Origin of the sequence: Pseudomonas sp. So3.2b, assembly GCF_019464415.1 — a bacterium.
Lineage (GTDB): Bacteria > Pseudomonadota > Gammaproteobacteria > Pseudomonadales > Pseudomonadaceae > Aquipseudomonas > Aquipseudomonas shahriarae.
Genome location: NZ_CP080494.1, coordinates 2,550,180 through 2,575,031, shown reverse-complemented (window position 1 = coordinate 2,575,031; position 24,852 = coordinate 2,550,180). Strand labels below are relative to the sequence as shown.

Annotated in this window: 20 protein-coding genes, 1 pseudogene and 1 riboswitch; of the genes and pseudogenes, 10 read left to right on the top strand and 11 right to left on the bottom strand. The window is 62.5% G+C overall.

Annotated features, from left to right (window positions below; all coding sequences use genetic code 11):
* Positions 1-17: 17 nt before the first annotated feature.
* Positions 18-1,955: a bifunctional 5-dehydro-2-deoxygluconokinase/5-dehydro-2-deoxyphosphogluconate aldolase gene (gene iolC / locus K1X80_RS11495; protein ID WP_057959195.1), complete on the bottom strand. Its 1,938-nt coding sequence runs from the start codon at positions 1,953-1,955 to the stop codon at positions 18-20.
* A gap of 241 nt (positions 1,956-2,196) precedes the next feature.
* Here iolC and K1X80_RS11490 point away from each other — a divergent pair, with 241 nt between their 5' ends.
* Positions 2,197-3,117, top strand: coding sequence for a MurR/RpiR family transcriptional regulator (locus K1X80_RS11490; RefSeq protein ID WP_057444762.1), 921 nt, complete (start codon positions 2,197-2,199; stop codon positions 3,115-3,117).
* 141 nt (positions 3,118-3,258) lie between these two features.
* Here the strand turns inward: K1X80_RS11490 and K1X80_RS11485 are convergent, their stop codons facing one another.
* Positions 3,259-4,146, bottom strand: coding sequence for a hypothetical protein (locus tag K1X80_RS11485; RefSeq protein WP_057959194.1), 888 nt, complete (start codon positions 4,144-4,146; stop codon positions 3,259-3,261).
* Positions 4,147-4,543: 397 nt separating this feature from the next.
* Here K1X80_RS11485 and K1X80_RS11480 point away from each other — a divergent pair, with 397 nt between their 5' ends.
* Both K1X80_RS11480 and K1X80_RS11475 read left to right on the top strand, forming a co-directional pair.
* On the top strand, positions 4,544-5,227 hold the full coding sequence (locus K1X80_RS11480) for a response regulator transcription factor (protein ID WP_057439073.1): 684 nt from the start codon (positions 4,544-4,546) through the stop codon (positions 5,225-5,227).
* Positions 5,205-6,590 (top strand): HAMP domain-containing sensor histidine kinase, encoded by a 1,386-nt coding sequence (locus tag K1X80_RS11475; protein ID WP_169990022.1) that lies wholly within the window; start codon positions 5,205-5,207, stop codon positions 6,588-6,590. The genes K1X80_RS11480 and K1X80_RS11475 overlap by 23 nt, the downstream gene beginning before the upstream one ends.
* Before the next feature lie 28 nt (positions 6,591-6,618).
* Here K1X80_RS11475 and K1X80_RS11470 read toward each other — a convergent pair whose 3' ends face one another.
* The 4 genes from K1X80_RS11470 to K1X80_RS11455 all read right to left on the bottom strand — a co-directional run bounded on the left by K1X80_RS11470 (position 6,619) and on the right by K1X80_RS11455 (position 8,313).
* Complete coding sequence (locus tag K1X80_RS11470; RefSeq protein WP_057439074.1) at positions 6,619-7,035, bottom strand: SRPBCC family protein; 417 nt, start codon at positions 7,033-7,035, stop codon at positions 6,619-6,621.
* A gap of 71 nt (positions 7,036-7,106) precedes the next feature.
* Complete coding sequence (locus tag K1X80_RS11465; RefSeq protein ID WP_081044213.1) at positions 7,107-7,277, bottom strand: metallothionein; 171 nt, start codon at positions 7,275-7,277, stop codon at positions 7,107-7,109.
* Positions 7,278-7,367: 90 nt separating this feature from the next.
* A complete protein-coding gene (locus K1X80_RS11460; protein WP_057439075.1) occupies positions 7,368-7,823 on the bottom strand; it encodes a DMT family transporter in 456 nt (151 codons plus the stop codon).
* 4 nt (positions 7,824-7,827) lie between these two features.
* A complete protein-coding gene (locus tag K1X80_RS11455; RefSeq protein ID WP_057439076.1) occupies positions 7,828-8,313 on the bottom strand; it encodes a DMT family transporter in 486 nt (161 codons plus the stop codon).
* Between the two features lie 114 nt (positions 8,314-8,427).
* On the opposite strand from K1X80_RS11455, the gene K1X80_RS11450 reads away from it, so the two are divergent.
* Entirely contained in the window at positions 8,428-9,360 is a 933-nt protein-coding gene (locus K1X80_RS11450) for a LysR family transcriptional regulator (RefSeq protein ID WP_200656891.1), read from the top strand.
* A gap of 1 nt (position 9,361) precedes the next feature.
* Here K1X80_RS11450 and K1X80_RS11445 read toward each other — a convergent pair whose 3' ends face one another.
* The 3 genes and pseudogenes from K1X80_RS11445 to K1X80_RS28530 all read right to left on the bottom strand — a co-directional run.
* Positions 9,362-10,681, bottom strand: a complete 1,320-nt coding sequence (locus K1X80_RS11445) for an Nramp family divalent metal transporter (protein WP_057444760.1) — start codon at positions 10,679-10,681, stop codon at positions 9,362-9,364.
* 38 nt (positions 10,682-10,719) lie between these two features.
* Positions 10,720-12,276, bottom strand: a complete 1,557-nt coding sequence (locus K1X80_RS11440) for a DUF726 domain-containing protein (RefSeq protein ID WP_115127944.1) — start codon at positions 12,274-12,276, stop codon at positions 10,720-10,722.
* Between the two features lie 93 nt (positions 12,277-12,369).
* Positions 12,370-12,549, bottom strand: a pseudogene (locus K1X80_RS28530) (XRE family transcriptional regulator); the annotation flags it as partial.
* A gap of 106 nt (positions 12,550-12,655) precedes the next feature.
* Between K1X80_RS28530 and K1X80_RS11430 the strand changes: the two are divergent.
* Together K1X80_RS11430 and K1X80_RS11425 are read left to right on the top strand one after the other, a co-directional pair.
* Positions 12,656-14,464, top strand: coding sequence for a monovalent cation:proton antiporter-2 (CPA2) family protein (locus tag K1X80_RS11430; RefSeq protein WP_057959191.1), 1,809 nt, complete (start codon positions 12,656-12,658; stop codon positions 14,462-14,464).
* Between the two features lie 73 nt (positions 14,465-14,537).
* Positions 14,538-15,122, top strand: a complete 585-nt coding sequence (locus tag K1X80_RS11425) for a hypothetical protein (protein ID WP_057439079.1) — start codon at positions 14,538-14,540, stop codon at positions 15,120-15,122.
* A 135-nt stretch (positions 15,123-15,257) separates the two neighbouring features.
* Here K1X80_RS11425 and cobF read toward each other — a convergent pair whose 3' ends face one another.
* On the bottom strand, positions 15,258-16,016 hold the full coding sequence (gene cobF, locus K1X80_RS11420; RefSeq protein WP_057959189.1) for a precorrin-6A synthase (deacetylating): 759 nt from the start codon (positions 16,014-16,016) through the stop codon (positions 15,258-15,260).
* A gap of 47 nt (positions 16,017-16,063) precedes the next feature.
* On the bottom strand, positions 16,064-16,630 hold the full coding sequence (locus K1X80_RS11415; protein WP_128593409.1) for a histidine phosphatase family protein: 567 nt from the start codon (positions 16,628-16,630) through the stop codon (positions 16,064-16,066).
* Positions 16,631-16,970: 340 nt separating this feature from the next.
* Between K1X80_RS11415 and K1X80_RS11410 the strand changes: the two genes are divergently transcribed.
* The 4 genes from K1X80_RS11410 to K1X80_RS11395 all read left to right on the top strand — a co-directional run bounded on the left by K1X80_RS11410 (position 16,971) and on the right by K1X80_RS11395 (position 24,824).
* Positions 16,971-21,251 (top strand): hypothetical protein, encoded by a 4,281-nt coding sequence (locus tag K1X80_RS11410; protein ID WP_220172902.1) that lies wholly within the window; start codon positions 16,971-16,973, stop codon positions 21,249-21,251.
* A 66-nt stretch (positions 21,252-21,317) separates the two neighbouring features.
* Positions 21,318-21,523, top strand: a riboswitch (cobalamin riboswitch).
* A gap of 90 nt (positions 21,524-21,613) precedes the next feature.
* Positions 21,614-23,554: a TonB-dependent siderophore receptor gene (locus K1X80_RS11405; RefSeq protein WP_120732526.1), complete on the top strand. Its 1,941-nt coding sequence runs from the start codon at positions 21,614-21,616 to the stop codon at positions 23,552-23,554.
* On the top strand, positions 23,554-23,913 hold the full coding sequence (locus K1X80_RS11400) for a ferredoxin (RefSeq protein ID WP_057959185.1): 360 nt from the start codon (positions 23,554-23,556) through the stop codon (positions 23,911-23,913). Before K1X80_RS11405 ends, K1X80_RS11400 begins: the two co-directional genes overlap by 1 nt.
* Positions 23,910-24,824, top strand: coding sequence for an ABC transporter substrate-binding protein (locus tag K1X80_RS11395; RefSeq protein ID WP_120732524.1), 915 nt, complete (start codon positions 23,910-23,912; stop codon positions 24,822-24,824). The genes K1X80_RS11400 and K1X80_RS11395 overlap by 4 nt, the downstream gene beginning before the upstream one ends.
* Positions 24,825-24,852 lie beyond the last annotated feature (28 nt).

Sequence of the window (24,852 nt, the reverse complement as noted above, 5' to 3'; positions counted from 1 at the left end):
CCCACCTTTGAGCGTGTTTAAATTCTGGAGCTGCGCCAAGCCTGGATCAGTTGTTCGAAGGTTTGCTGCACCTGCTGGATCAGGGTTTCATCATCAATCTCCCCCGCCATCCACGCCCTGCTCGGCTCCTGGAAAATCGTCCGGCCCACGGCAAACCCGCGGCAGGTCCGGCTCTGGCTGGCCTGCTGGAATCCCTCGGCCAACGCTTGCGCCGAGGCATTCAGGCCCAGCAATACCACGCCCCGGCAATAAGGGTCGCGCTCCTCGATCAGCTCATCAAGCTGCCGCCACTGCTCGGCACTCTGCGCCTCGATCTTCCACCAGGCCGGGTAGATGCCCAGGTTGTACAGGCGCTTGAGGCTGCGATAGAGCACATCCGGGTAGTTCGAGGGATGATCCTTGGGCGGCACCACTTCCAGCAGCAGTTCATGGCCACTGGTTTGCGCGGCCTGATACAGGGCCTTGAGCTGCGCCTCCTGCTCCAGGCGCAGCAGCGGCTCGTCGTCGGGGTGAAACTGCACCAGGCACTTGATGATCTGCTCCTGGGGCCAGGCAATCAGGTTGCTGCCGATCGAGCGGCCATGTTCGAACGCCAGCGGCCGCGAACCCTGTACCTCTACCGGGCGCGCCACCCACCAATCACGGCCGGTGGCGGCGTTCAGCGCATCCTGGCCGAAACGCTGGTCGGCCAAAATGCCCACATCGGCCTCCACCCCCTGCTCGCCCAGCTTGCTCTCCACACGCTCCACTGCCTGGATAAACAGCTGCTTGATCGCGCTGACCCGCGCCGGGTCCTGGCCGCCTTTTTGCGCCAGTTCCAGCAATTGCCAGCGATGGTCAAAAGCGAACACAAACAGCTGCTTCCAGGTTTTGCGCGGCACACTGACCTGATGCAAACGCTGCAGTACCAAATCCTGATCCGGCCGGGTGATAGGCACCGGGCTGTTGAACAGATACTCAAGCTCCGCCGGAGTCGGCATTGCCGGGGCGCAGGCATGGCGCGACACCACCAACCCGCCGCAGGCATTGGCCAGTTGGCAGCAACGCGCGTCACCGGCGTCGTTCAACCAGCCACTGAGGAAGCCCGACATAAACGCATCGCCGGCGCCCAGCACATTCAGCACTTCGACGCGCACGCCGGGATAGATCGCACCGTCTTCGAGGCGCGCCGGTATATCCCCATGAATCACCGTGCACCCTTGCGGGCCGAGCTTGACCACCAGGGTCGCCGCCGTCAGTTGGCGCACGTTACGCAAAGCGCTGAGCAGGTCGTGGCTGGCACCGGCAATCAAAAATTCCTCTTCGGTGCCGACAATCAGGTCAAAGCGCGGCAGGATGCCTTGCAGGTGCTGGCTGACGTTCTGGTCGGCGACAAAACGCGTCTCGCCGTCAGCCTTGCCTGCCAGGCCCCAGAGCACTGGGCGGTAGTCGATATCCAGCACACGCTTGACGCCGTGCTGCTCGGCGTAATCCAGGGCCTGGAGGCTGGCCTGGTACACGCCGTCGGTGGAGAAATGGGTGCCGGTGATCAGCAGCGCCTTGCTGCTGGCGATAAAGGCTTCGCGAATGTCCTCGGCACGCAGGGCCATGTCGGCACAGTTTTCGCGGTAGAACACCAGGGGGAAGGTTTCGCGGTCCTTGAGGCCCAGCAGGACCATGGCAGTCAGGCGCTGCGGGTCGAGCGTGATACCGCTGACATCACAGCCCTCGCGCGCCAGGGACTCTACGAGGAAGCGCCCCATATGATCGTCGCCGACCCGGCTCAGCATCGCCGACTTAAGCCCCAGGCGCGCCGTACCGAAGGCAATATTGGCGGACGATCCACCCAGGTACTTGGCGAAACTGGTGACATCTTCCAGCCGCGCCCCGACTTGCTGCGCGTAAAGATCGACGCCCATGCGTCCAAGACAAATCAGATCCAATTGACGACCACTGGCAAAACGAGTCTGGCCCATGCTGGCTCCTGTTATTTTTATCAGCCCGCGCCTGCCATCGTGACGGCGACGCTCTTGGTGGATGCAGACTAGGACGTCCGGCGCCATCAATCAATATTTATTCTATAAATTTTTTATGTGGAATATATTTTCCATTAAGATATTTTTTGCCGCCTTCCCTGTAGACTTGTGCCCATTGACCTATTGTCAGGGGCGACGTGCCAGCCGCATGCTCCGTAAGAACAAGCCAGAAGGATTGCCTATGTCCCGCACCGATCAGCAGGCTCCCGCCGAGACCGAGGTCACCGAGGTTCTCGCCAGTCCTCCGATCAATGCCGAGCGTCTGTTGCAGTTGATCACCGATGAATACGAAAGCCTGCCCCGCCAGCTCAAGCGCATCGCCAGCTATATGAGCCAGCAGAGCGATCGGATCATGGTCGACCGCATCAGCGATATCGCCCGGGAATGCGAAGTTCACCCTTCGGCCATCGTGCGGTTTTCCCAGCGCTTTGGTTTCAGCGGCTTCAGCGAAATGCAGGCGCTGTTTCGCGAGGCGTATACCCACAAGACCACGCCGGTGCAGAACTACCAGCAGCGCATCCGCAGCATGATCGCCAACAAGTCGCAGAAAGCCAGCGGCGGCGACCTGGCCCGTGAATGCGTGAATGCCACGCTGTCGGGCATCGAGCGCCTGGGCCTGGAGCTGGACGACGCGGCCTTCGAGAAAGCCGTGGACCTGGTGGTCAACGCCGACAATATCTATGTGGTCGGCGTACGCCGCTCCTTTGCGGTGGCCGACTACCTGGTCTACAACCTGCAGCACACCAACAAGCGTATCCACCTGGTCTCGGGCCTGGGCGGCAGCTACCGCGAACAGATGCGCAGCGTGCGCGCCAATGACTTGGTGATCGCGATCAGCTTCACGCCCTACGGCAAGGAAACCCAGCACTGCCTGCGTATCGCCCAGCACCACCAGGCCAAGACGCTGATCATCACCGACAGCAACCTGTCACCGCTGGCCAAGCGCGCCAACACGGTGCTGCTGGTCAATGAAGGGTCGTCGTTCGCGTTCCGCTCGCTGAGTGCCACGCTGTGCCTGTGCCAGGCGCTGTTTATTGCGGTGGCGTACCGGCTGGAACTGAAGGTTGATGAGATTCACGAACAGGTAGGGTTTGACGACTAAAAAAGGCCGCCCTGCCATGCAGGAGCGGCCTTGATCAAGCGGGTACGCGGGTTAGTGCATGAAGATCGCGATCAGGATAATGACCGGGATCGGCACACCGAGGAACCACAGCAGTAATGAGCGCATGACGTTCTCCTTGAGTTAACGAATGGTTTCCAGATACACCACGGCGTCGCGGCGGCGACCGCCGAAGGTGGCGGCGAAACTGGCGAAGAAAGCACCGAGCAACAGTGCGACAAAGGTCCACAGCGAGGTCACGGCGGCGATTTTGCTGGCGGTGTCGGCGGCCTGCCTGGCTTTCAACTTGGCCTCTTCCAGGGCTTTGCGGGCGTCACCGTAGACCTGGTCGACACGCCGTTCGGCATCGGCCTGGCTGAGGTTGGTGCGCTGGCTGATCAACTGCGCCAGGTAGGCACGGTCCTGCGGGGCCAACTGGCCGTCATTGCCCAGGGTGCGGGCGAAGATCCGCGCCACCACACCATGCACTGCGTCATCACTGGCGGCTGCCGGGCGATCATCGCGGAACAGGCTGTCAACGTAATAGCCGAAATCGTCGCCATTGGCCGCATTGCCGGCGGCCTGGGTCAAGCCGCTGGCTGCGCCCGAGGCCACACTCGCACCGGCCTGCACCCCACCACCGACGATGCTGCTGACCGAGCCGACCACCAGGGTCGCGGTCACCAGCGTGGCCACGGCCCAGGCGAGAAAACCATGGGCGGTGTCGCGAAAGTACACCTCATCGCCATGCATATTGGCCCACTTGACCCGCAGCCGACCGGCGAGGTAACCGCCCAGTCCCGCCGCGACAATCTGGGTGAAGGCCAGCCAGACAATCGTGGAAATGCCCAGGCCCTTGGCGCTGATGCCACTGTCGGCCCACGGCGACACCGCCGAAAAGCCCAGGCCGAAGCCCAGCAGCACCAGGACCAGGGACAACGCAGCGGCGGCCGCAGCCCCGGCAAAGATCGCCCCCCAGGAAACCCCGGAGAGCGTGCTCGACTCTTGCAAAGTGGATGAGGATGTCATCATTGTTGTTGTGCTCCAGGCATTGAAAAATGGTGTTACATCTGTCGAAACGGACAGTGCAGACGCCGTGCCAGTCGCCTTGAAAATAAAAACCCATTAATTTCAATCAGATAAGCAAGTTGAACTTCCAAGAATCATGCAACTTGCAAGAACCAGGCATAGAGGGCGGGCGTTATGCACTCCCAGGACCGGCACCGCCAACCCCTGTGGGAGCGGGCTTGCCCGCGATGGCGGCGTGTCAGTCACCGAATGCTTGGGCTGATCTACCGCTATCGCGAGCACGCCGGCTCCCACATTTGACCGAGGTGACCTGGAGAATGGCCTACATGAATTTTCTTTTAGAAACCTCGCTGGCATTTCTTGGCAAAATGCCCCACTCCCGTGTGACCAGGTAACCTGTATGACCCGCATTTTGACCATCGAAGACGACGCCGTGACGGCCCGCGAGATCGTCGCTGAGTTAAGCAGTCATGGACTGGACGTGGACTGGGTCGACAACGGCCGCGAAGGTCTGACGCGGGCAGTCAGTGGCGATTACGACCTGATCACCCTCGATCGCATGCTCCCGGAGCTCGATGGCCTGGCCATTGTCACCACCTTGCGCACCCTCGGCGTGTCGACGCCGATCCTGATGATCAGCGCCCTCTCCGACGTGGATGAACGGGTACGCGGCCTGCGCGCCGGTGGCGATGACTACCTGACCAAACCCTTTGCCTCCGACGAGATGGCTGCGCGGGTCGAGGTGCTGCTGCGCCGCAACAACGCAGTCAAGGCCGCGCAAACCGCCCTGCGCGTGGCAGACCTGGAACTGAACCTGATCAGCCGCGAGGCCAGCCGTGCCGACCAGCCGCTGAGCCTGCTGCCGACCGAGTACAAGTTGCTGGAATTCCTGATGCGCAACACCGGGCAGATCCTCTCGCGGATGATGATCTTCGAGGAAGTCTGGGGTTATCACTTCGACCCGGGGACCAACCTGATCGACGTGCACATTGGCCGCCTGCGCAAGAAAATCGACCCGCCAGGCCTGACGCCGCTGATCCGCACGGTACGAGGTTCGGGCTATGTCATTGCTGAACCCGTCTAACGGCTGGCGCTCGTCCAGCAGCCGTCTGCTGGCACTGTACAGCTCGCTGTTCGTGGCCTGGAGCTGCATCCTCATGGGGGTGCTGTATTACGAGGTCTCGGGTTATCTGGGCAACCTGTCGCGCCACTCGCTGATGCAGCGCCAGCATCTGTTCCAGCGTTTCAACGGCGCGCAACTGGATGAAGCCCTGGCCACCAGCATGACCTTCGATATGAAGGGCATGGATGCCTATGGCCTGTTCGATGGGCAACAGCGCCCCCTCAGCGGCCCGCTCCAGCAGATCCCCGCAGGCTTGCCCCTGGACGGGCGCATCCATGCCTTGGCCAACTGCATCGAATCGGATGACCCGAAACTGCCCCGGGGCAGCTGCGACGCCGTGGCGACCCACACCCAGGATGGCCGCTGGCTGGTGCTGGTGCGCGACAACGGCTCGTTGCTGGGCGTGACGCGGATCATCCTGCAGGCCCTGCTCTGGGCGATCTCCCTGACCATCATCCCCGGCGTCGCCGGCTGGCATCTGCTGCGCCGGCGCCCTTTGCGGCGGATTCGCGGGATCCAGGCCAGCGCCGAAGCCATCGTCGCCGGCGACCTGACCCACCGCCTGCCGCTGTCCAACCGCCGCGATGAACTGGACATGCTCGCGGCCATCGTCAATGCCATGCTTGAGCGTATTGAAAAGCTGATGAACGAGGTCAAGGGCGTGTGCGACAACATTGCCCACGATCTGCGCACCCCACTGACCCGCTTGCGTGCGCAGCTGTACCGGATCAAGCAGCAGACCGATGAAGGTTCGCCGCAGGCCCTGCAGCTTGATGAAGTCATCAGCGAGACCGACACCCTGATGGCGCGCTTTCGCGGCCTGTTGCGCATCTCCGAGCTGGAAGACCGTCAACGACGCTCCGGTTTCCTGGTCTTCGATCCCCTGCCCTTGCTCCAGGAACTGCATGATTTCTACCTGCCACTGGCGGAAGAAGGCCAGTTGGAGCTGCTGCTGCAAGTCCCCGAATCATTGCCGCCGATCACCGGTGACCGCGCACTGTTGTTCGAGGCCCTGGCCAACCTGCTGAGCAATTCGATCAAGTTCACCCCGCCGGGCGGCGAAGTGATTCTGCGCGGGCTCGACCAGGCAGGCAGTGCGCGCATCGAGGTACTGGACTCCGGCCCGGGAATCCCGGAAACGGAACGCGCGGTGGTATTCCAGCGGTTTTACCGGGTCGACGGTGGTCAGCAGGGCAGCTTTGGCCTGGGCCTGTCGATTGTGGCGGCGATCGTCAACCTGCATGGCTTCGGCCTGGAAGTCGGCAGTAGCGAGCGTGGGGGCGCGCGGTTGACCCTGGAGTGCCGCACACAACAGCCGCTGTAGGAGCCGGCTTGCCGGCGATAGTGGCGGATCAGGCCGGGAAGTTTTTGCGCAGGGCCTCGACGCCGCCGGTGTAGACGCCGCTGAACAGCTCTTCCACCTCGGCATCCGTCACACCGGCAATCGGAGTGAACACACCGGACCAAGTGACTTTGGCCGAATGCTCACCCAACGCTTCAACCTGCAATGTCGCCAAATAGGCACTGACCGGAAACGGCGATTCGCTGATGGTGTAGCTGTAGGTGCGCGCAACGTTGTCAAAGGTCTGCAAGTGCTCGACCACCACGGCGCCATCCGCCGTTTGCAGGTGACGCACGCGCCCGCCTTCACCCGGCTCGCTCTTGGCAATCAATGGCAGCCAGTCAGGCAACGAGTTGAACCCGCCGACCAATTGCCAGACTTGATCGGCCGAGACCGGGATTTCAATGACAGCAGCTGCTTTGGCCACGATAAAACTCCACGACAGGGGAAAAAGCCAGGCAGCTTACGCTGCCTGGTGGTGTTGGCGCTATTGGCCGATCAGCCATGGGCCGACTTGGCACACTCGCAGCCGGTCGCCGATTCGCACGGCTCGCCATGGGCATGGTGCTCGGCACAACCCTGGCAGCAATAGCCCTTGCCGTCTTTGATCACAGCGTTCGGCCCCAATACACATTTGCAATGCGGGCAAGCACAGGTTGGATCTGGCATGTTAAGACTCCTTTTTCATGGTCGTCCTGGTGCAGCGAATGCTGGCACCTTAAGCAGTGACTCCCGCCCGCCACCCAAGGTTCAGCGCCGTTAATCAGCCTGGCGTGCACTGCTGCGGTACATGAACACCAGTGCCAACGCCAGGCACAGCATCGCCAGCACCCGGCTGCCGGACAGTTCGATGGCGGTGTTGCCCAGCCAGCCGAAGTTGTCGATCAGCATGCCCATGGCCAATTGGCCGACGATCACCGCGACCGTCGCCACCGCCGTGCCCACGATCGGCACCGCACCGACCATCACCATCATGTACACCACACCGAACAACGCCCCGGTCAGTTGCCACTTGGGCACCTCCAACAGGCTGACGGCCTGGGCCGGTTCGAAGAACAGGATCAGCAGGCCAGTCACCAGCGTGCCCACCGAGAACGTCACCAGGCTGCTGCGCAGCACACCGACGGTTTGCCCCAGGCGCCCATTGATCGCCGCCTGCACACTCAACACCGCGCCGGCGGCAACCACCAGCACCAACAATAGAAGCAGATTCATCGCCTTAACCCCGCGCAATCAAAACAAGAGCCACCACAATCAACAGCAGCGCAATCCAGCGTTCACCGTTGACCCGCTTGCGGGCAGTGCCGAACCAGCCAAAGTGGTCGATCAGTACACTCTTGCCGACCTGCCCGGAGAGGATCGCGATCATGGTCATGGCAATGCCGATATGGGGCGTGGCCAGGGTCAGCACCACCACATACATCGGCCCCAGGAACCCACCGATCAGCTGCCAGCGCGGCAGCTCGTTGAGGGCCGGACCTTGTTGTGGGCCGCTGAACAGCAGCAGCAACAGGAGGATCGCCGTGCCCACCGCGAAGATGCTCAAGGTCGCCCATAAGTGCCCCACCTGGGCACCCAACGGCCCCAGCAACCCGGCCTCCACCGACAGGCCCATGCCTGCCAGGATCACCAGCGGCAACAGCAGCAGCCCCAGGCGGTTTTTCGGTCGGGCCTGGGCCGCGGCCTCAAGAGAAGAACTTTGCATACAGCACCTACAGGTCAGAAGAACAATGACGCGCATTATCCGGTGGCACACCTGTGCGATAAATGGGAGCATGCCGACAACACCTTTGCGCAATACGCACAGCATGGAGTGACGATGCAGGGCTTCAACGAGCTAAGTTTCAAGGCGCTACGCCTGTTTGTCGCGGTGCTGGACCACGGCAGCTTCTCTGAAGTCGCACGCCGCGAAGGCCTGGCGCCCTCTTCCATCTCCCGGCAGATCCAGTTGATGGAACAGGCCCTGAGCCAGCAATTGCTGTATCGGCATACCCGTGCGGTCAGCCCCACGGAAGCCGGGCGCTTGCTCGGGCATCATGCGCGCTTGATGCTGCAACAGCTGGAAGAAGCCGGGCAGGCCCTGCAGGAACAGGAAAGCGAGCCCAGCGGCCTGGTGCGCATCAATGCGCCCATGGTGTTCGGCCAGCGCCACCTGTCACCCTGGCTGGCCGAGTTGTGCCAGCGATACCCCAAGCTGCAACTGGATATCCAGCAGACCGACACCTACGTCGATCCCCTGCAGGAAGGCGCCGACTTGTTGTTCCGTATCGGCGTGCTCAACGATTCCGGAATGCAGGCGCGTATTTTCGCGCCCCAGCGCTACCGGATCGCCGCCAGCCCCGACTACCTGGCGCGCTTTGGCACCCCACGCCATCCCGATGAACTGCTCAATCACCAGTGCCTGGCGTACAAGGGCGTGAACGGCCAGCAACGTTGGTTCTTCCGCCGCGCCCAGGACGACTGGACGCCCTATACAGTCAAGGGCCCGATCACCGGCAACCACGCCGACACCCTGGCGCGCGCCGCCGAACAGGGCCTGGGGTTCGTGGTGTTCCCTTCGTGGCTGATCGGCGACAGCCTGCGCGCCGGACGCTTGCAGGCGGTGCTGACCGAATATGAAGTGGCCACCACCCTGGAGCCGCAGCAGATTGCCGCGCTGTGGCCCGGCAGCCGGCGGTTGTCGGTGAAGGTGCGCACGGTCATCGACTTCTTTGTCGAACGCTTCGGCAACGTGCCCTACTGGGACCGCTGACTCAGAACAGCCACTGGCCGATCAGCCAGGCGTTGGCGCCGCTGATCACACTAAACAGGCTCCAGGCCAGGATCCTGGTGGGCAGGCGATTGACGAACGGCCCCATCAATTGCCGGTCGCCGGTCATGCGGATCAACGGGTACAGGGCAAAGGGCAACTGCAGGCTGAGCACCACCTGGCTGAGGATCAGCAACTTGCCAATGGCATCATCGCCCATCAACCACACCCCGAGAAACGCCGGGATCAGCGCCAGGCCACGGGTGATCAGGCGGCGTTGCCAGCAAGGAATGCGCAGGTTGAGGTAACCCTCCATGATCACCTGGCCGGCGATGGTGCCGGTGAAGGTCGAGCTTTGCCCGGACGCCAGCAAGGCAATGCCGAACAGGATACTGGCAAAGGCGCCGCCCACCAGCGGGTCCAGCAGATGGTAGGCGTCCTGGATTTCCACGACCTCGGTATGACCGCTCTGGTGGAATGCCGCGGCGGCCAGCACCAGGATCGCCGAGTTGACCAGCAAGGCCAGGGCCAGGGAACCGATGGTGTCGATACGCGCCAGCTTGACCGCGTCCTGGCGGCTGGCCAGGTCTTTGCCGAACAGGCGGGTTTGCACGATGGACGTGTGCAGATACAGGTTATGTGGCATCACGGTGGCCCCGAGGATGCCGATGGCCAGGTACAACGGCGCCGCATCGCTGATCGCCGAGAGCGACGGCGTGAAGCCACGCATGACATCCGGCCAATAGGGCTTGATCAACACCAGTTCGACAAAGAAACACACACCGATGGTCGCCACCAGCGCCAGCATGATCGCTTCCAGGCGCCGGAAGCCGCGGTTTTGCAGGGCCAGGATCAGCAGCGTGTCAAACGCGGTAATGACAATACCGGTGGTCAGCGATACCCCCAGCAACAGGTGGAATGCCAGGGCGCAGCCGAGGACTTCGGCCAGGTCGGTGGCGATAATCGAGATTTCCGCCAGCACCCATTGCGTGCGCGCTGAACGCCGGCTGTAGCGCTCGCGGCACAGCTGCGCCAGGTCCTTGCCGGTGGCGATGCCCAGCCGCGAACACAGGCACTGCACCGCCATCCCGGCCAGGCTGGCGAGCAACACCACAAACAGCAGGTTATAGCCATAGCGCGACCCGGCCTCGATGGCCGTGGCCCAGTTGCCGGGGTCCATGTAGCCGATGGAAATCAGCAGGCCGGGACCGGCAAACTGCAGCACCCGTTTGAAAAACGGCGCACGGGGATCGACGGGGATGGTGCCCGCCACTTCCGGAGGGCAAAACGGGGCGGTCGCAATTTTCGGCAGGCTGAATTTCACGCGGGGTACCCGGCAGACACACAAGACAAGGACGCAGCTTAGCAGTCAGGCGAGACCGTGCGCATCAGCGTTTCCCGGGGCAGATCAAGCGCCTCGACCACCTGCACCACCAGGTCCATTTCCTGATTCAACGCCTCGCGCTCCATGCGCTGGCGAATCACCCCCAGCACCAGCACCGCCAGGGTCGTGATGGAATACGCCGGCCCGGAAAACGCCCGTACCCCGCTCACCAGCAGCATGGCCGCCGCCAGCGCCTGCCCCACCACCGGAATCGCCGTGGCCGCACCGCGCCGCAGGATAAACCCGGTCAACCCGGCCAGCGCCGTTCCGCTCAAGGCGGTGGTGGCCGAGCGGCCGACATCGAAACGGTGGAAAAACCCCTGTTCCTTTTGCGCGGCGGCCCGGAGTTCGGCCTCGAACACCTGGCGGTCGGCCAGGCTGAGCTTGTCCTTGTACTGTTCGATCAGGGTCTCGGCGACCCGCTCTTCCAGGCTCACCAGGGCCACGCTGTCGATGGGCTGGTCAAACTTGATACCGACGCGCAGGGCCACGTCCTGGGCCAATTGGCGGTAACTCACGCCGTGCCCACGGGCCAGGTTCATAAAGCTGTCACCGCCCATGCGCTGCAACTCGATGGCCAACTGCAGTGGGTCGCGCACATCCGCAGCGATGGTCGCACTGCGCTTGGCGGCCATCAGCTCGGCGAGGAACTGCAACTCTGGCGCCCGGGCCTGGAGCAGCACCGGATACAGGTCCACATCCTCTTCGGCAAAGCGCACTTCGGCACTGCGCTGGTCCGCACGGATCATGCCCCGGCGCTCTTGCAGCAAGTCGGTGTACTGCACCACGGTCTGCAACTGCGGCCAGTAGGCAGCGTGGTCGAACGTGACCAGATGCACATTGGTCACTTTGCCCTTGAGGGATGGCGTCAGGGGGATGGCATAGCGGCCAATACAGCGCTCGGTATCCGGCTTGAGCGCCAGGGCCCAGTCCTTGCTGGAGTGGCAATTGATCACGCGCCCCTTGAGCGGTGCCGACACCTGCTCCCAGGGGCTGGACGTGCAAATCGCTCCGCCCATCAACAACAGGTGATTGAGGGGCAGTTCCCGGGCCAGCTCCGGGCTGGCCAACAGGCTCTTGACCAGCAGGCGTGCGCCCAGGGAGTGGCCGATCAAGTTGATCTGACGGACCTCGATCGACTCGGCGTGCAGGTAGTTGGCCAGCTCCGCCAACAGCGTCCTGGCCACCTCGTCCACCCGCGCCTCGACACTTTTGTAGTGATCGAGAAAATAACCCACCGCCTTGCCCAGACCCACGGTCGCCGCGCCCAGGCTGCCGCCGCCGAGCATCGAGGTAATGATGTCCTTGAAGGGGGCGAAGAGGTTTTCCAGGAAATGCCCGGCCGGCCAGAACAGCATCAGGTTGGTCGAACCCTCGATCCCCGCCAGCTGCGCCTGGAAACTGGCCAGTTGTTGCTGGTTGAAAAACGCAGAATAACCATGGACATAGAGATTGAGCACCTGCCCCTGGGGCTCGCCGCACAGCACGAACGAGGGCTTGCGGGTGCGGTGCATTTCATCCCACTGGTGTTGCATGAGGCGTTGGCTCCTGGTGAAAACGCAGGGCGATAGTAACAAGAATTGGCGCAGGACCTGGCCCTGTAAAGGACTGCATCCAGCACAATAGGTGGCGAAGTTGTCGATCTTGACCTGCCCGTCCGGGAACGTCGCCACAATCTCCAGCTCCCCACCCATAGCCCGGATGTAGTTGCGCAAGGTGCTGATGTACCTATCGGTACGACGCTCCATCTTGGAAACCGCCGCCTGGTTGATATCTAATGCCTTGGCCAGGCTTTCCTGGCTCAACAGGCGCTGGCGCAATGCGTCGTGCCTTGGCAAAAATTCAGATTCAACAGCGTAAAAGCGCGCTCTAATAGCGCCCTGTCGATTCGCCTCAAAGATTCTGGAGTAAGCGATGCCCCATGAAGGCAACCTGTTACAAGCGGCCGTAGTTTTCCTGTTGGCGGCGGTGCTGACCGTGCCTCTGGCCAAGCGCCTGCAATTGGGCGCGGTGCTGGGCTATCTGTTCGCCGGTGTGATCATCGGCCCCTCGGTGCTGGGGCTGGTGGGCAATCCGCAAAGTGTCGCGCAGTTCTCCGAGCTGGGGGTGGTGTTGTTGCTGTTCATCATCGGCCTGGAACTGTCGCCAAAACGCCTGTGGGTGATGCGCAAGGCGGTGTTTGGCGTGGGCCTGGCGCAGGTGCTGCTGACCGCGATGGTGATAGGTGCAGTAGCGCTCTGGGCCTTTGGTCAGTCGTGGAATAGCGCGATTGTGCTGGGCCTGGGCCTGGCGCTGTCCTCCACCGCCTTCGGCCTGCAAAGCCTGGCCGAACGCAAGGAACTGAACAGCCCCCACGGGCGCCTGGCCTTTGCGATCCTGCTGTTCCAGGACATCGCGGCAATCCCGCTGATCGCCATGGTGCCGCTGCTGGCCGGCAGCGACCACACCACCACTGCCGCCCAGGACCTGAACCACGGTTTGCAGGTACTGGGCAGCATCGCCGTGGTGATCATCGGCGGTCGCTACCTGTTGCGGCCGGTGTTTCGTATTGTCGCCAAGACCGGCCTGCGCGAAGTGTCCACCGCCACCGCGCTGCTGGTGGTGATCGGCACCGCCTGGCTGATGGAGCTGGTGGGCGTGTCCATGGCCCTCGGCGCATTCCTCGCCGGCCTGCTGCTGGCCGACTCAGAATACCGCCACGAACTGGAATCGCAGATCGAACCGTTCAAGGGCCTGCTGCTGGGGTTGTTCTTTATCAGCGTGGGCATGGGCGCCAATATCGGCCTGTTGTTCAGCACGCCCTTCGTGGTGCTGGGCCTGACCCTGCTGCTGATCGCCATCAAGTTGCCGCTGCTGTACGCAGTCGGGCAGATGGTCGGCGAGTTGAACCGCGAGAGCGCGGTGCGCCTGGGCGTGGTCCTGGCGGCCGGCGGTGAGTTTGCCTTTGTGGTGTTCAAGATCGGCCGCGACCAGGGCCTGTTTGCCCCGCACCTGTACGATGTGCTGGTACTGACCATCACCCTGTCCATGGCCCTCACCCCGCTCCTGCTATTGCTGTGCCCGAAGCTGTTCCGGCCCAAGACCAAGCCGGTGGACGTGCCGGAAGAATACCGCGCGATCGAGAGCGATGCGCCGCGCGTGGTGATCGCCGGGATGGGCCGGATGGGGCAGATCGTGGCGCGGATCCTGCGGGCGCAGAACATTTCGTTTATCGCCCTCGACACCTCGGTGGAAACCATCGATCTGACCCGCAGTTTCGGCGGCATGCCGGTGTTCTACGGCGATCCCCAGCGCCCAGAGATCCTGCACGCGGCCAAGGTCGACCAGGCCGAGTACTTCGTGATTGCCATGGATGATCCGGAAATCAACATCAAGACCGCCGAGCTGGTGCGCAATCTGTACCCGCACATGAAGATCATCGCCCGCGCCCGTAACCGCCAGCACGTACACCGCCTGGTGGACCTGGACGCGTCACCGGTGCGCGAAACCTTCTATTCCAGCCTGGAAATGAGCCGCCGCACCCTGGTCGGCCTGGGCCTGAGCGAGACCCAGGCCGATGCGCGGATCAACCGCTTCAAGCACCACGACCTGCAATTGCTGGCGGCCCAGCACGCGGTGTACGACGACGCGGCCAAGGTGATGCAGTCGGCCCAGGAAGCCCGTGCGGAACTGGCGCGGTTGTTTGAAATGGACCGCCTCGAAGAGGAGTCCGCAAAGGTCTGAGGATGGATCCGAACGAAATTGCGAATTTTCTGACAGAATATGGCGCAATTTCGTTCATCCATTGGAAGACCTCATGCTCACCCTCAGCAAAATCGCCACCCGCCTGGCCCTGGCGCTGACCGTCAGCCTGGGCGCCAGCCCGCTGTTCGCGGCAGCCAAGCCGGCCGCCGCGCCGCCGGACGACTTCCAGATCGTCTCGACCCTGGACGGCAAATTCACCTTCACCCTGCCCAAGGGCTATGTCGCCGACGCCCTGCCTGCCGGCGCGCAAGCCCAGGGCACCGCTGGCGCCAACGGCACGATGTATATCAACCAGGCCTCAAAAAGCGTGGTGGTGGTGGCCCAGACCCTGCGCAATGACGGGATCGACTTGAAGGACGACGAACCGCTGTTTCTCGACAGCGCGGTCGAGGGTTTCCTCAAGGACGTCGGCACCAGCCTGCCGGACTACAAGAAACTGGCGCAGAAGAAACTGCTGATCAAAGGCGTGGGCCTGCGCCAGATTGATGGCACGGCCACCATGGGCGGCGGCAAGACCTTGAACTCGACCTTCCTCGCAGGCTCCGGCAACCGGTTGCTGGTGATCCAGGCTATTTCCCGGGCCGAGGATGTGACCGGGCATGGGCTGCTGGTCAGGCAGATCACCAGCGGCAAGTGACATCCCCCTAAGCACCACACATCCAATGTGGGAGCGGGTTTGCCCGCGATCGCGGTGTATCAGCCAATACATAGGCTGACTGACACGCCGCCATCGCGGGCAAACCCGCTCCCACTTTGTTTATTGCATTCCCCCCTACGGCTTGCGTAGCAGGTAGGTATCCATGATCCAGCCATTGGCCTGGCGCGCCGCCTTGCGCACGCGCTCGATTTCCTCGGCCACCTCGGCCACCTTGCCGCTGATCAGGATTTCATCCGGCGTGCCCAGGTACGCGCCCCAGTAAATCTCCAGGTCCTGGTCCGCGACGCTGCGGTAGGAGTCCTCGGCGTCGAGCATCACCACCAGGGTATCGGCATCGCTGGCCTGCCCCGCCGCGAGCCGGCGCCCGGTGGTGATCTCGATGGACCGGCCAATGCGGTTCAACGGCACTTTGTGCTGGGCCGCCAGGGCCTGGACGCTGGTAATCCCGGGGATAACCTCGAACTCAAACTCACTGCCGCCACTGGCCAGGATCGCCTGCAGGATGCGGATGGTGCTGTCGTACAACGCCGGGTCGCCCCAGGCCAGGAAAGCGCCCACTTCGCCGTCGGCCATTTCCTGGTTGATCATGCGCTCGAACGTCTGTTGCTTGTCGCGATTCAGATCCTGCACGGCCGTGGTGTAGTCGACCTCGCCACGCACACGCTCGGGGCAGTCGGCTTCGACAAAGCGATAGGTGCGGTCGGCGTCGATATAGGTCTGGCAGATTTCCCGGCGCAGGTCGATCAGCTTGTCCTTGCTCTGGCCCTTGTCCATCAGGAAAAACACGTCGGTGCGGTTAAGCGCCTTCACCGCCTGCATCGTGATGTAGTCGGGGTTGCCGGCGCCAATGCCGATGATCAGGATCTTTTTCATGAAGGGGTTCTCAGTGCGGGGCTGCGATTTTGCCATGTTCGCGCGGCTCAGGTCTCGCGTGTTTCCAGGCGCAGGCGCCACACACCGTTGAAACGCAGTTCGGTGGAGGACAACGGCTCCACATCTATCCGGTTGAACATAGCCAGCGGGCCTTGCATGACGTAGAGCAACGCGGCGCGGATCACAAAGGGGTGGGTCACCGCCACGACATGGCCCGGGATCTGCTCCAGGGTGTGCAGCCACTGCCCGACCCGTTCACACACTTGTGCAACGGATTCGCCGCCATGGGGAGCGGCCGTGCTGTCCGTCAACCAGGCCTGCAAAGCCTCGGGTTCGGCTTGCTCTATCTCATCCAGGCGCTGCCCTCGCCATCGCCCGAAATCACAGTCGCGCAGGGCCTCGTCTACCTGCGGGTGCTCGCCAAACAGCAGGGCCGTCTGCCGGGCGCGCAGCTCGGGGCCGCACAGCAAACGGGGGGCGCGCTTGAAGCGCTTTGCCTGGGCCAACGGCATCTGCTGCTCCTCCGTCTCCAACGGTTCATCCAAGGCAAAACGCGAGCGTTTGCGGGCCTGGGTGCTGGCGTGGGCAATCAGGGTCAAGCGAGTGGCCGGCATACAAAGCTCCACGGGTTAAGTGATTTCTAGATGTCACAGCGATCCAGGCAAGTCGCGCCACTGTAGGCCGCCCACACGCCGTAAACCAGCCCCTGTGGATCGCACTTGAAGGCGCTTACAACCTGCAGCGGAACTGATGCTTGTCGCTCATCACCCAGTCATTGCCCTGGCCGCTGAATCACTGCGTTCAAAGAATCATCTCCCCCTTCTTTCCAAGGACGTGTCCATGAATTCTATCGAATCACGCCTACCTAGTTTTTCCAATGCCACACGCTCCTTCGCAGAACCCCCGCCGGAATCGGGCGCAGCCCGCACGTCAAGTCGATCCCGGCGCGACCCCGTGGATGTGACTGCCCACGAACTGGAGAATGCCCGGCAACTTGTGCAAGACAGTGACCGCGAACTGGCGAAACAGTACGCCCTGACCCTGGCCTTTCACGAGACATCCAACGAGCCTGCTGCAGACTTCGACCCGAGCAAAATGACCGTTAACAACATCCCGCCCTACTCCACATTCGGCAGGGCCTGGAAAAAATTCAACGACGCCTTGAAAGCAGAGCCTTTTGCAACATTTGCCAAAAACAACACCATCAATACGCAAAACTTTACCTGGACCCCCAGCTCAGCGTCGCTGGACTTCGAAATTCGCGGTGCGTCTGGCCACTTCTCGAAATACACCCCCGGGTGGGAAGCGGCATCCGCAGACGTTGCCGCTGCAGCAAGAGCACTGGAACCCAGCGCTGAGCACTCCTTCGCGCATACCGGGGAACACAGTGCTCCGCTGGCGCTGATCGGCGACTTCTACGGCCATGACGCCTACAGCACCAAAAGCCAGCGGTCAGCCTCAATCGAGCAGTTGCTGACCCAGCAATCGTTTCCCTCCCTCCTGCCGGCAAACACCAATAGCCTGCAAGCTGCACATATCGTCGAACAGCAACGCCAAACCGCAGAGGTCCTCGCCAAAGAACCCGCCTCAGTGCCTCTTGAGCAAACGCCGTCCGCGCAGGTTGATGAGGCTGACCGGGAGTTGGCGCAGAACACCGCGACAGCCCTGCTGACGCTGCGCAAAGAAACGCGCCCCGCTGCTGCCCTGCCCCCTGCCAGGCGCCTGTTTCTGGAACTGTCGCCCCTTTCGACACTGGCCCAAACATTCAAGGCATTTAACGAAGCCCTCTCCAGTGAGGCTTTTTTGGATTTCGTCGAAAAAAACAACCTGGTCGTTGCCAACCTCAGGGTGGACCCGACCACCGGCAACCTGCTGGTCCGCAGCCCCAAAGGCTCCGATGCGCCGCCCAAGATGTTCACGCACGATGACTCGTCAGGCTGGGCGCAGGTGGCCCCGGCCATAGTGGCGCTGGCGAAAAAACTGAGTGCCGGAACCGGGGCGCTCGTACCGTGCTTCAACGTTGAAACCGCAAGCCTGGGCCAGGTTCTGAGTTTCTATGGCGAGCCGCCAGCGGATCCCAGCCTGCAAGGCGTGCTCAAGCAGAGCTCGGCCCTCAATCGCAACGGTTTCAGCGCGTTGACCAACGCTGCGCACGACCCGCGATCACGGGAGGTCAAGCAAAACCAACTGGTCGTCAAACAACAACTCGATCAGCAAGCTGCCGCCGATAAACCCATCACCATCCCTCCCCGCCGCTCCCCGACCGCCGAGATTGCCAGGCAACAGTTTGCCGGCGAGCCCGGTTTGCAAGCGGTCGTGGGACGGCTGCTGACGGACGCCATAAAGAGTGCATCACCCGGGCTGGACTTCGACATCAATCAGGTCGACTTGGCCCAGCCCGACCCGGACAACCCGGGTCAGTTCAAACGCAAGCCGCTGACGACGCTGGCCCTGGAATACCTGGTAGACGGTGCGGTCCCCGACTTGCCCGCCAACAGCAAACTGGTCGACACCCGCCCAGACGTCCTGACCCATACCGGCAACACCCCGGACACCCCACTCGCCGTTGACATGGGGGCGATCCAAAGCGCATTCCGTGCGCTGCCAGGCCAACTGGCGCAGGCGTTGACAACCGACGTATCCAACTATTGGGACCAGCCCGCCTTCGGCGCCCCCACCCGTGCAAGCCTCAGCCCGTTTGCCGGCAGTCGCCGGACACTGATCAGTAACCTGTTACGGGACAACCTGCGACTGGCCCTACTCAAGCAGCCGGGCCTGGACGATCTGCAGCGCGAAACCCTGGACCTGGTGGTGCGCTACCCCAACGGATCGACGCGCCCAAGCTCCAACGACAGTGCCGAGGTGACGGTATTCAACCTCGGCAGCATTTCAGAGCCCAACCAGGGCGCGATAGAGTCCACTTCAGCCAACCTGCTGATTCAGCGCCATGTCGGCGAGCGCACGATTCTGCTGCTGTGCGAACCCAGCGGCAAAGTCACCCCCTATGACTCCTACGCGGCGTTCAACGCGGCACGGGAGCGACAGCTCAAAGCGCAGGCCCCTGAACAACGGCTTCTCAACACCTTGCGTAAGGTCGACGGCAATGCTTTCCAGACCCAGGCCGAGACGGTGATCACTCAGCGTCTGGATAACAGCCTTGCTCCCGACCCCAGCTGGCTGAACCTGGACACACTGGATCAGCCTTCACGCAAGATGCCCAGTTGGGTCAGTAACGCCACCGAGGCCGAACGTGTTGTCTTGCGTGAACTGAGCCTGCAACTGGCGAGTATCACCCAGCGCAATAAAGGGCGGACCTACAACAGCGATATCCCGGATATCCGGCCCTTTGCCGAACAGGCTTTCGATCAACTGAAGGCGGTGAGCCACCCGGCGAAAAACCTGGAGGTGGTGTTCAAGGTGCCCGTCGGCGGCAACTCGCCAGGTGGGGTGGTCAGCGGCAGTCTCCATCGCGAACGCATGAGCATGACCGATGTGCTCCTGAAAAACCTGTCGGGGCTGCCCAGCCGCGACGTGGAGGTTTATCTCAAACCGGGTAACACGCGGGTTCCGGAGCTGGAAAAGGATGGCGAACTGCAGAAACTGATCGAGAAGGTCGACGTGGGTAAAAGCTACCCCGAGCTGCTCAAACGCGAACTGCTGGACGATCCCGTCAAAAAAGCCCAACGCCAGTCCCTGTTTGCCCAGCAAGTCCCCGTGGAACTGCAGATCAAGGCCCTGGAGCTGGCGGTTAACAAACAATCGGGGGTCGATACCACAGGGTTGCGCTACGTGCAGGCGGCCATCAACCCGCAACCCGGTGCGCAGACCGTCGATGGCAAAGAGATCGTCGTCCGCCCGCTGGCGTTCATTGCCGGGCCAGGCGCCACACCCGAGGTGGTCGACAACATGTACCTGATCGAACCCGAGGACAGCAGCGGCGGCCCGCATATTCTCTACCGCCCATTGATCGCCGACGCACCGCTGCTGCAATTCCCCACCCGCCAGGCCTTGCTGGAGGCCATCCAGCAACCGGGGCGCCTGCAAAACGACATCCTGGCCTGGTTTCCCGACAACGCGACCCGCGACTACTACAAGGCATGGAGTTTCAAGGAGCCCTCCACCCAGACCACCAGCCTGTTTGGCGTGGGCGACGGAGAAACCGTTCCCGCTGCGCCCACACTGGCGGTGGGCGGCTATGCCGCTGCCGATGCCCTGAAGGCCAAACTGCAAACCGGGCAATTGATGAACCACCTGTACGACGCCAATGCCCAGGGCGTGATCAGCATGGCCGAACAACAATCTGTCTCCGACGCCGAAAGCCGCTGGGCAACGCTCAAGGAAGGCGGCTATCTGTTGCTCAACGCGGTACTGCCGGCCCTGCGCGGCCCCGGCGCTGCCATTGGCACGGCGCTGCAGTTCCAGGGCATTCTCAGCGACCTGCAAACGCTGGCGGACAACGCCACGCCGGACAAAGAAACGGCCATGGCGGATTTGCTGCTCAACTTTGCAATGCTGGTGACCCACTCTCGAGCACGCTCCTCACGCAGGCCGGTCGATCCCCCACCGACGCCGGAGGTGACCCAGGCAGCGCTGCGCAGTGGCAGCCACAACAGCATCATCGAGGCGCCGAATGGCGAAAAGGTCCGGCGCCTGATCGTGATGAAGGGCAACATGCAAAAGATGCAACTGATCAAAGGCAACCTGTTCAGCTTTGAAGATGAATACAAAGGCAAACCTCGGCTCAACATCAACGCTCATGGTCGCGACCTCAGCTTCAGGGAACAACTGTCCGGTAAAAGCTCGACCATCCTGTATGACGGTGCTGAGCATACCGCCGAGCAACTGCATGCCCACTTGCTCGCCAAAGGCATTGATCCCAGCCAGTTCGACAACGTTCGCTTGCTTGTCTGCTACTCCGGCAATGGCGCCGAGAACTCCTTCGCCGCCGAGTTCCAGCGGCTGATCAACAAGCCGGTAAAGGCCTTCGTGGGCACCGTGACCGTGACCCCAAGCCCCGAGCTGGTCACCGCCGAGTTCAAGACCGGCATCCAGATGCATGGGACGCAGAAAGGCCCAAAACTGGTGAGTGACACCTACGCCCAATACGACAGCGTGGACACGGTCAAGGACCGCACGGGTATTTCCCTGATCCGCAACCCGCTCGAATATGTGCTCTTCTCCTACTACCCCGTGTATTTCCCGCCCCGCACCGGCGCCACCGCGGCAAACCGCTGAGCATCAGCACACTGGCGGCACTGCACAATCGCTGCGCCAGATTGACGAAAGGGCCTGCGAATGTTCAGATGCCGCCCTGTTTCAGGTGCCTTATGCCGCCGTGCATAGGGTGAAACGGGAAACCGGTACGCTCGTTCGAGCAAGTCCGGTGCTGCCCCCGCAACGGTATTCGCGTGGCCCCTTCGACACACCACTGTGGCCAGAGCGCCATGGGAAGGTGAAGGGTTCGATACGCGAGAGCCCGGAGACCGGCCTGGAATTTCTGTTTGGCATAATCCTGCGGTGGGCGGGCATGGGCCGGTATCGGTGTGTGCCCGGTGCCTTCTCCTGCGTGCTTCTGCGAAGATACTTTCGAGAAGACTATGATTTTCCAACGTTCCTCTACCTCTGGCCCGACCCTGCTCCTGGGTTGCCTGTTCAGCCCGCTGCTGCTCGCCGATGACACAGCCCTGGTGCTCAACCAGCAGATCGTCTCTGCGCCGTCGGTGGAATCCACCACCGTGGCCGATATGGCCCAGTACGGCAGCAAAGTCGAGATTGTCAGCCGCGAACAGATCGAACGCGCCGGCCCCAGCGCCGATATCACCCGGGCGATGCAGATGTTTATTCCCGGCTTTTATGTCGCGCCGAAAAACGGCCCCTTCGACTACGGCACCTATTCCCTGCTGGGCGGGCGCAATGACGACACCCTGATCCTGCTCGATGGCGTGCGCCTGAACAACCGCCTGTACGGCGGCCTGTACCTGGACACCCTGCCGGCCAACGCCGTGGAGCGCATCGAAGTGCTCAAGGGCGGCCAGAGCCTGTTGTTCGGTACCCAGGCGGTGGCGGGTGTGATCAATATCGTCACGCGCAGCCCGCAGACCCGTGACGTGTCCGGCGAAACCAACCTGGGCGTCGATACCTTTGGCGGCACCACCGGCGATGCCCGGGCCGAGCGGATTTTCACTAACGGCCTGGGCGACCTGGGCCTGCTGGCGTACGTCAGCCACAACGTGTCCGAGGGTTACCAGCCGTTTCGCAACCGTGACATGAGCAACGTCAGCGACAAGAAACGCTCCTACGAAGTCACCACCTTCGGCGCCAAGGCCATCCAGTCCCTGGGCGATGATTCGCGCCTGGAGCTGTTCTACCAGTACTCCGACGCCAACCTGGACTTCGCCGGCGCCACCAACAACCGCAAGACCACCAACGACCGCGTGCAACAGATCGCCACGGCGACCTTCGAGCAACGCCTCAATGAACGGCTGAGTTACTTCGTCAAGGGCCATATCAACGATTGGGACACGCGTTACTCGCGGGTCAACAACACCGCCGACGGTGGCACCGTGGTGCGTAACCGCGATGACTACTGGGGGTTCACCGACTGGGGCGTGCAAGCCGAAGGCAAGGCTGAGCTTGAAGGCGGCCATGTGCTGGTGTTCGGCTCCGACAACCAGTGGTTCAAGGGCCAGGACGATGTACTGATCATCGACAACAACAAGGCCGAAGCCCACGCCCTGTACAGCCAACTGCGCCCGCAGATCGACGCCCTGCCCGACTGGCACCCGAGCATCGGCCTGCGCCACGAAACCATGAGCGGCGGCGACAGTGCCACGGTCGGCATGCTCACCTCGCTCTACGACCTCAATGCCAACTGGGCCCTGCGCGGCCAGTACGGCAGCGCCTACAAGCTGCCGAATGCCGAGCAATTGTTTGTCAATGAACCCGGCGACGAGATCGGCAACCGTAACCTCAAGCCGGAAAAAAGCCGCAACGCCGAGCTGGGCCTGGACTACAAGGGCCTGCTGGCCGACCGCGAGTTCAGCGCCAGCGTGACCCTGTTCAAGCGCAAGATCACCGACCTGATCACCCTCGACGATAGCCACTGGGTCAACGGCCAGGGGCAGATCCAGGTGCGTGGCTTCGAGGCCGACGCCAAGCTGGCGCTCAACCAGCAGTGGAGCCTGCAGGCGGACATGACCCGCAACCTGACCGAGTCGCGCGCCGGCGTCACTCTCAATGATGTGCCAAGCTTCTTCGCCCGTTCACGGGTGGGTTTCGAGTCGCAGAATCGCCTGTGGGGCGCCGGCGCGGCCATCCGCTATATCCACGATGTGATCAGCTCGAAAAGAGTCGAATACGGCCACTATTCGGTGGTGGACGCCGACGCCTACCGCTACCTCGACAACGCCCACCAACACCGCGTGAGCCTGCTGGTAGAGAACCTGTTCGACCGCGACTATGTCACCAGCCGCTCCAGCAATGTCGACAACCTGGGCCGACCGTTCACCACGGAGGTGCGTTACACGTATCGCTTCTGATGACTGAAATCACACAAATCGACGGGGTGGACAGCCACCCCGACTGGTCCCATATCCCCGAGCATGCCCGCCATGTGCTGCTGTGCACCGGCCCGCGCTGCACCCAGCGCGGCGCCCTGCAGCTCTGGAAAACCCTGCGCCGACGGCTGCTGGAACACCAGCACATCGAAGTGCCCGGCGGCGTGCTGCTGACCCGCACCCATTGCCAGTTCCCCTGCAACCTGGGGCCGGTGCTCACGGTGTACCCGGAGCGCTGCTGGTACGGAGTGCGCAGCAAGGCCGATGCCGTACGCCTGGTGGATGTGCACCTGGTGGGCGGCGAGGTGCTCGAAGAGTTATTGATCCGGGAGCGCCCATGAAACGCTTGGGAGGATTTGCCATCGCCCTGGTGTGCAGCGCCTCGGCCCTGGCGGACAGTTATCGCAATTGCCAACAGGAGTGGCACCTGCCCCATACGCCGCCGGCGCGGATTGTCGCCCTCAACCAGCACGCCGCCGATATGCTGCTGGCCCTGGAGGCCGGCCCGGCGCTGGTGGGCGTGGCGTACCTGGATGACAACGGCGCCGCGCATAAGCAGGGCACATATTTCGCTGTGCCGGTGATTGCTCCGCGCTACCCGGCCAGCGAGGTGCTGTACGGGCAACAGCCGGACCTGGTAGTGGGCGGCTTTGCCACGGCTTTTGGCAGCGGCATTACTTCACGCACCGGGCTGGCGGGTAATGGCGTGGCTTCGTATCTGCTGGAGTCGGCGTGTGCCGGGCATTCCCTGGATTACTTCGGGCACATTCGCAATGACCTGCTGACCCTGGGCAAGCTGCTGCATACACCGCAGCGGGCCCGCGAGCTGATTGACGCCCTGGACGCCGACCTGGCCAGCGCCCAGGCATTGGCCAAGCCCGCCAAGCCGCTGTCGGTGTTTTACCTCGACAGTGAAGTCAACGGCCTGGACAGCGAAGGACGGCAAGGTTTCGTCACCACCCTGCTGGCGGCTGCCGGAGCGCACAATATATTGGCTGGGATCAACCAGTACCGGGTCACGGTCAGCAGTGAGACGTTATTGATGAGCGACCCGGATGTGATCCTGCTGGCCGACGCCGTGTGGTCCCCTGCCAGCCGCAAACGCCAGTTGCTGACCCGCGACCCGGTGCTGTCGCGCCTGCGGGCGGTGCGGGAAAACCGCATGATCGATATCCCGTTTACGCACCTGGTGCCCACTGTCGGCAGCGGCAAAGTGGTGCTGGAGTTGGCCCACGAGCTCAACACCCTGTAGGCGCGGGCCACTCATGACTTCTGGTCAA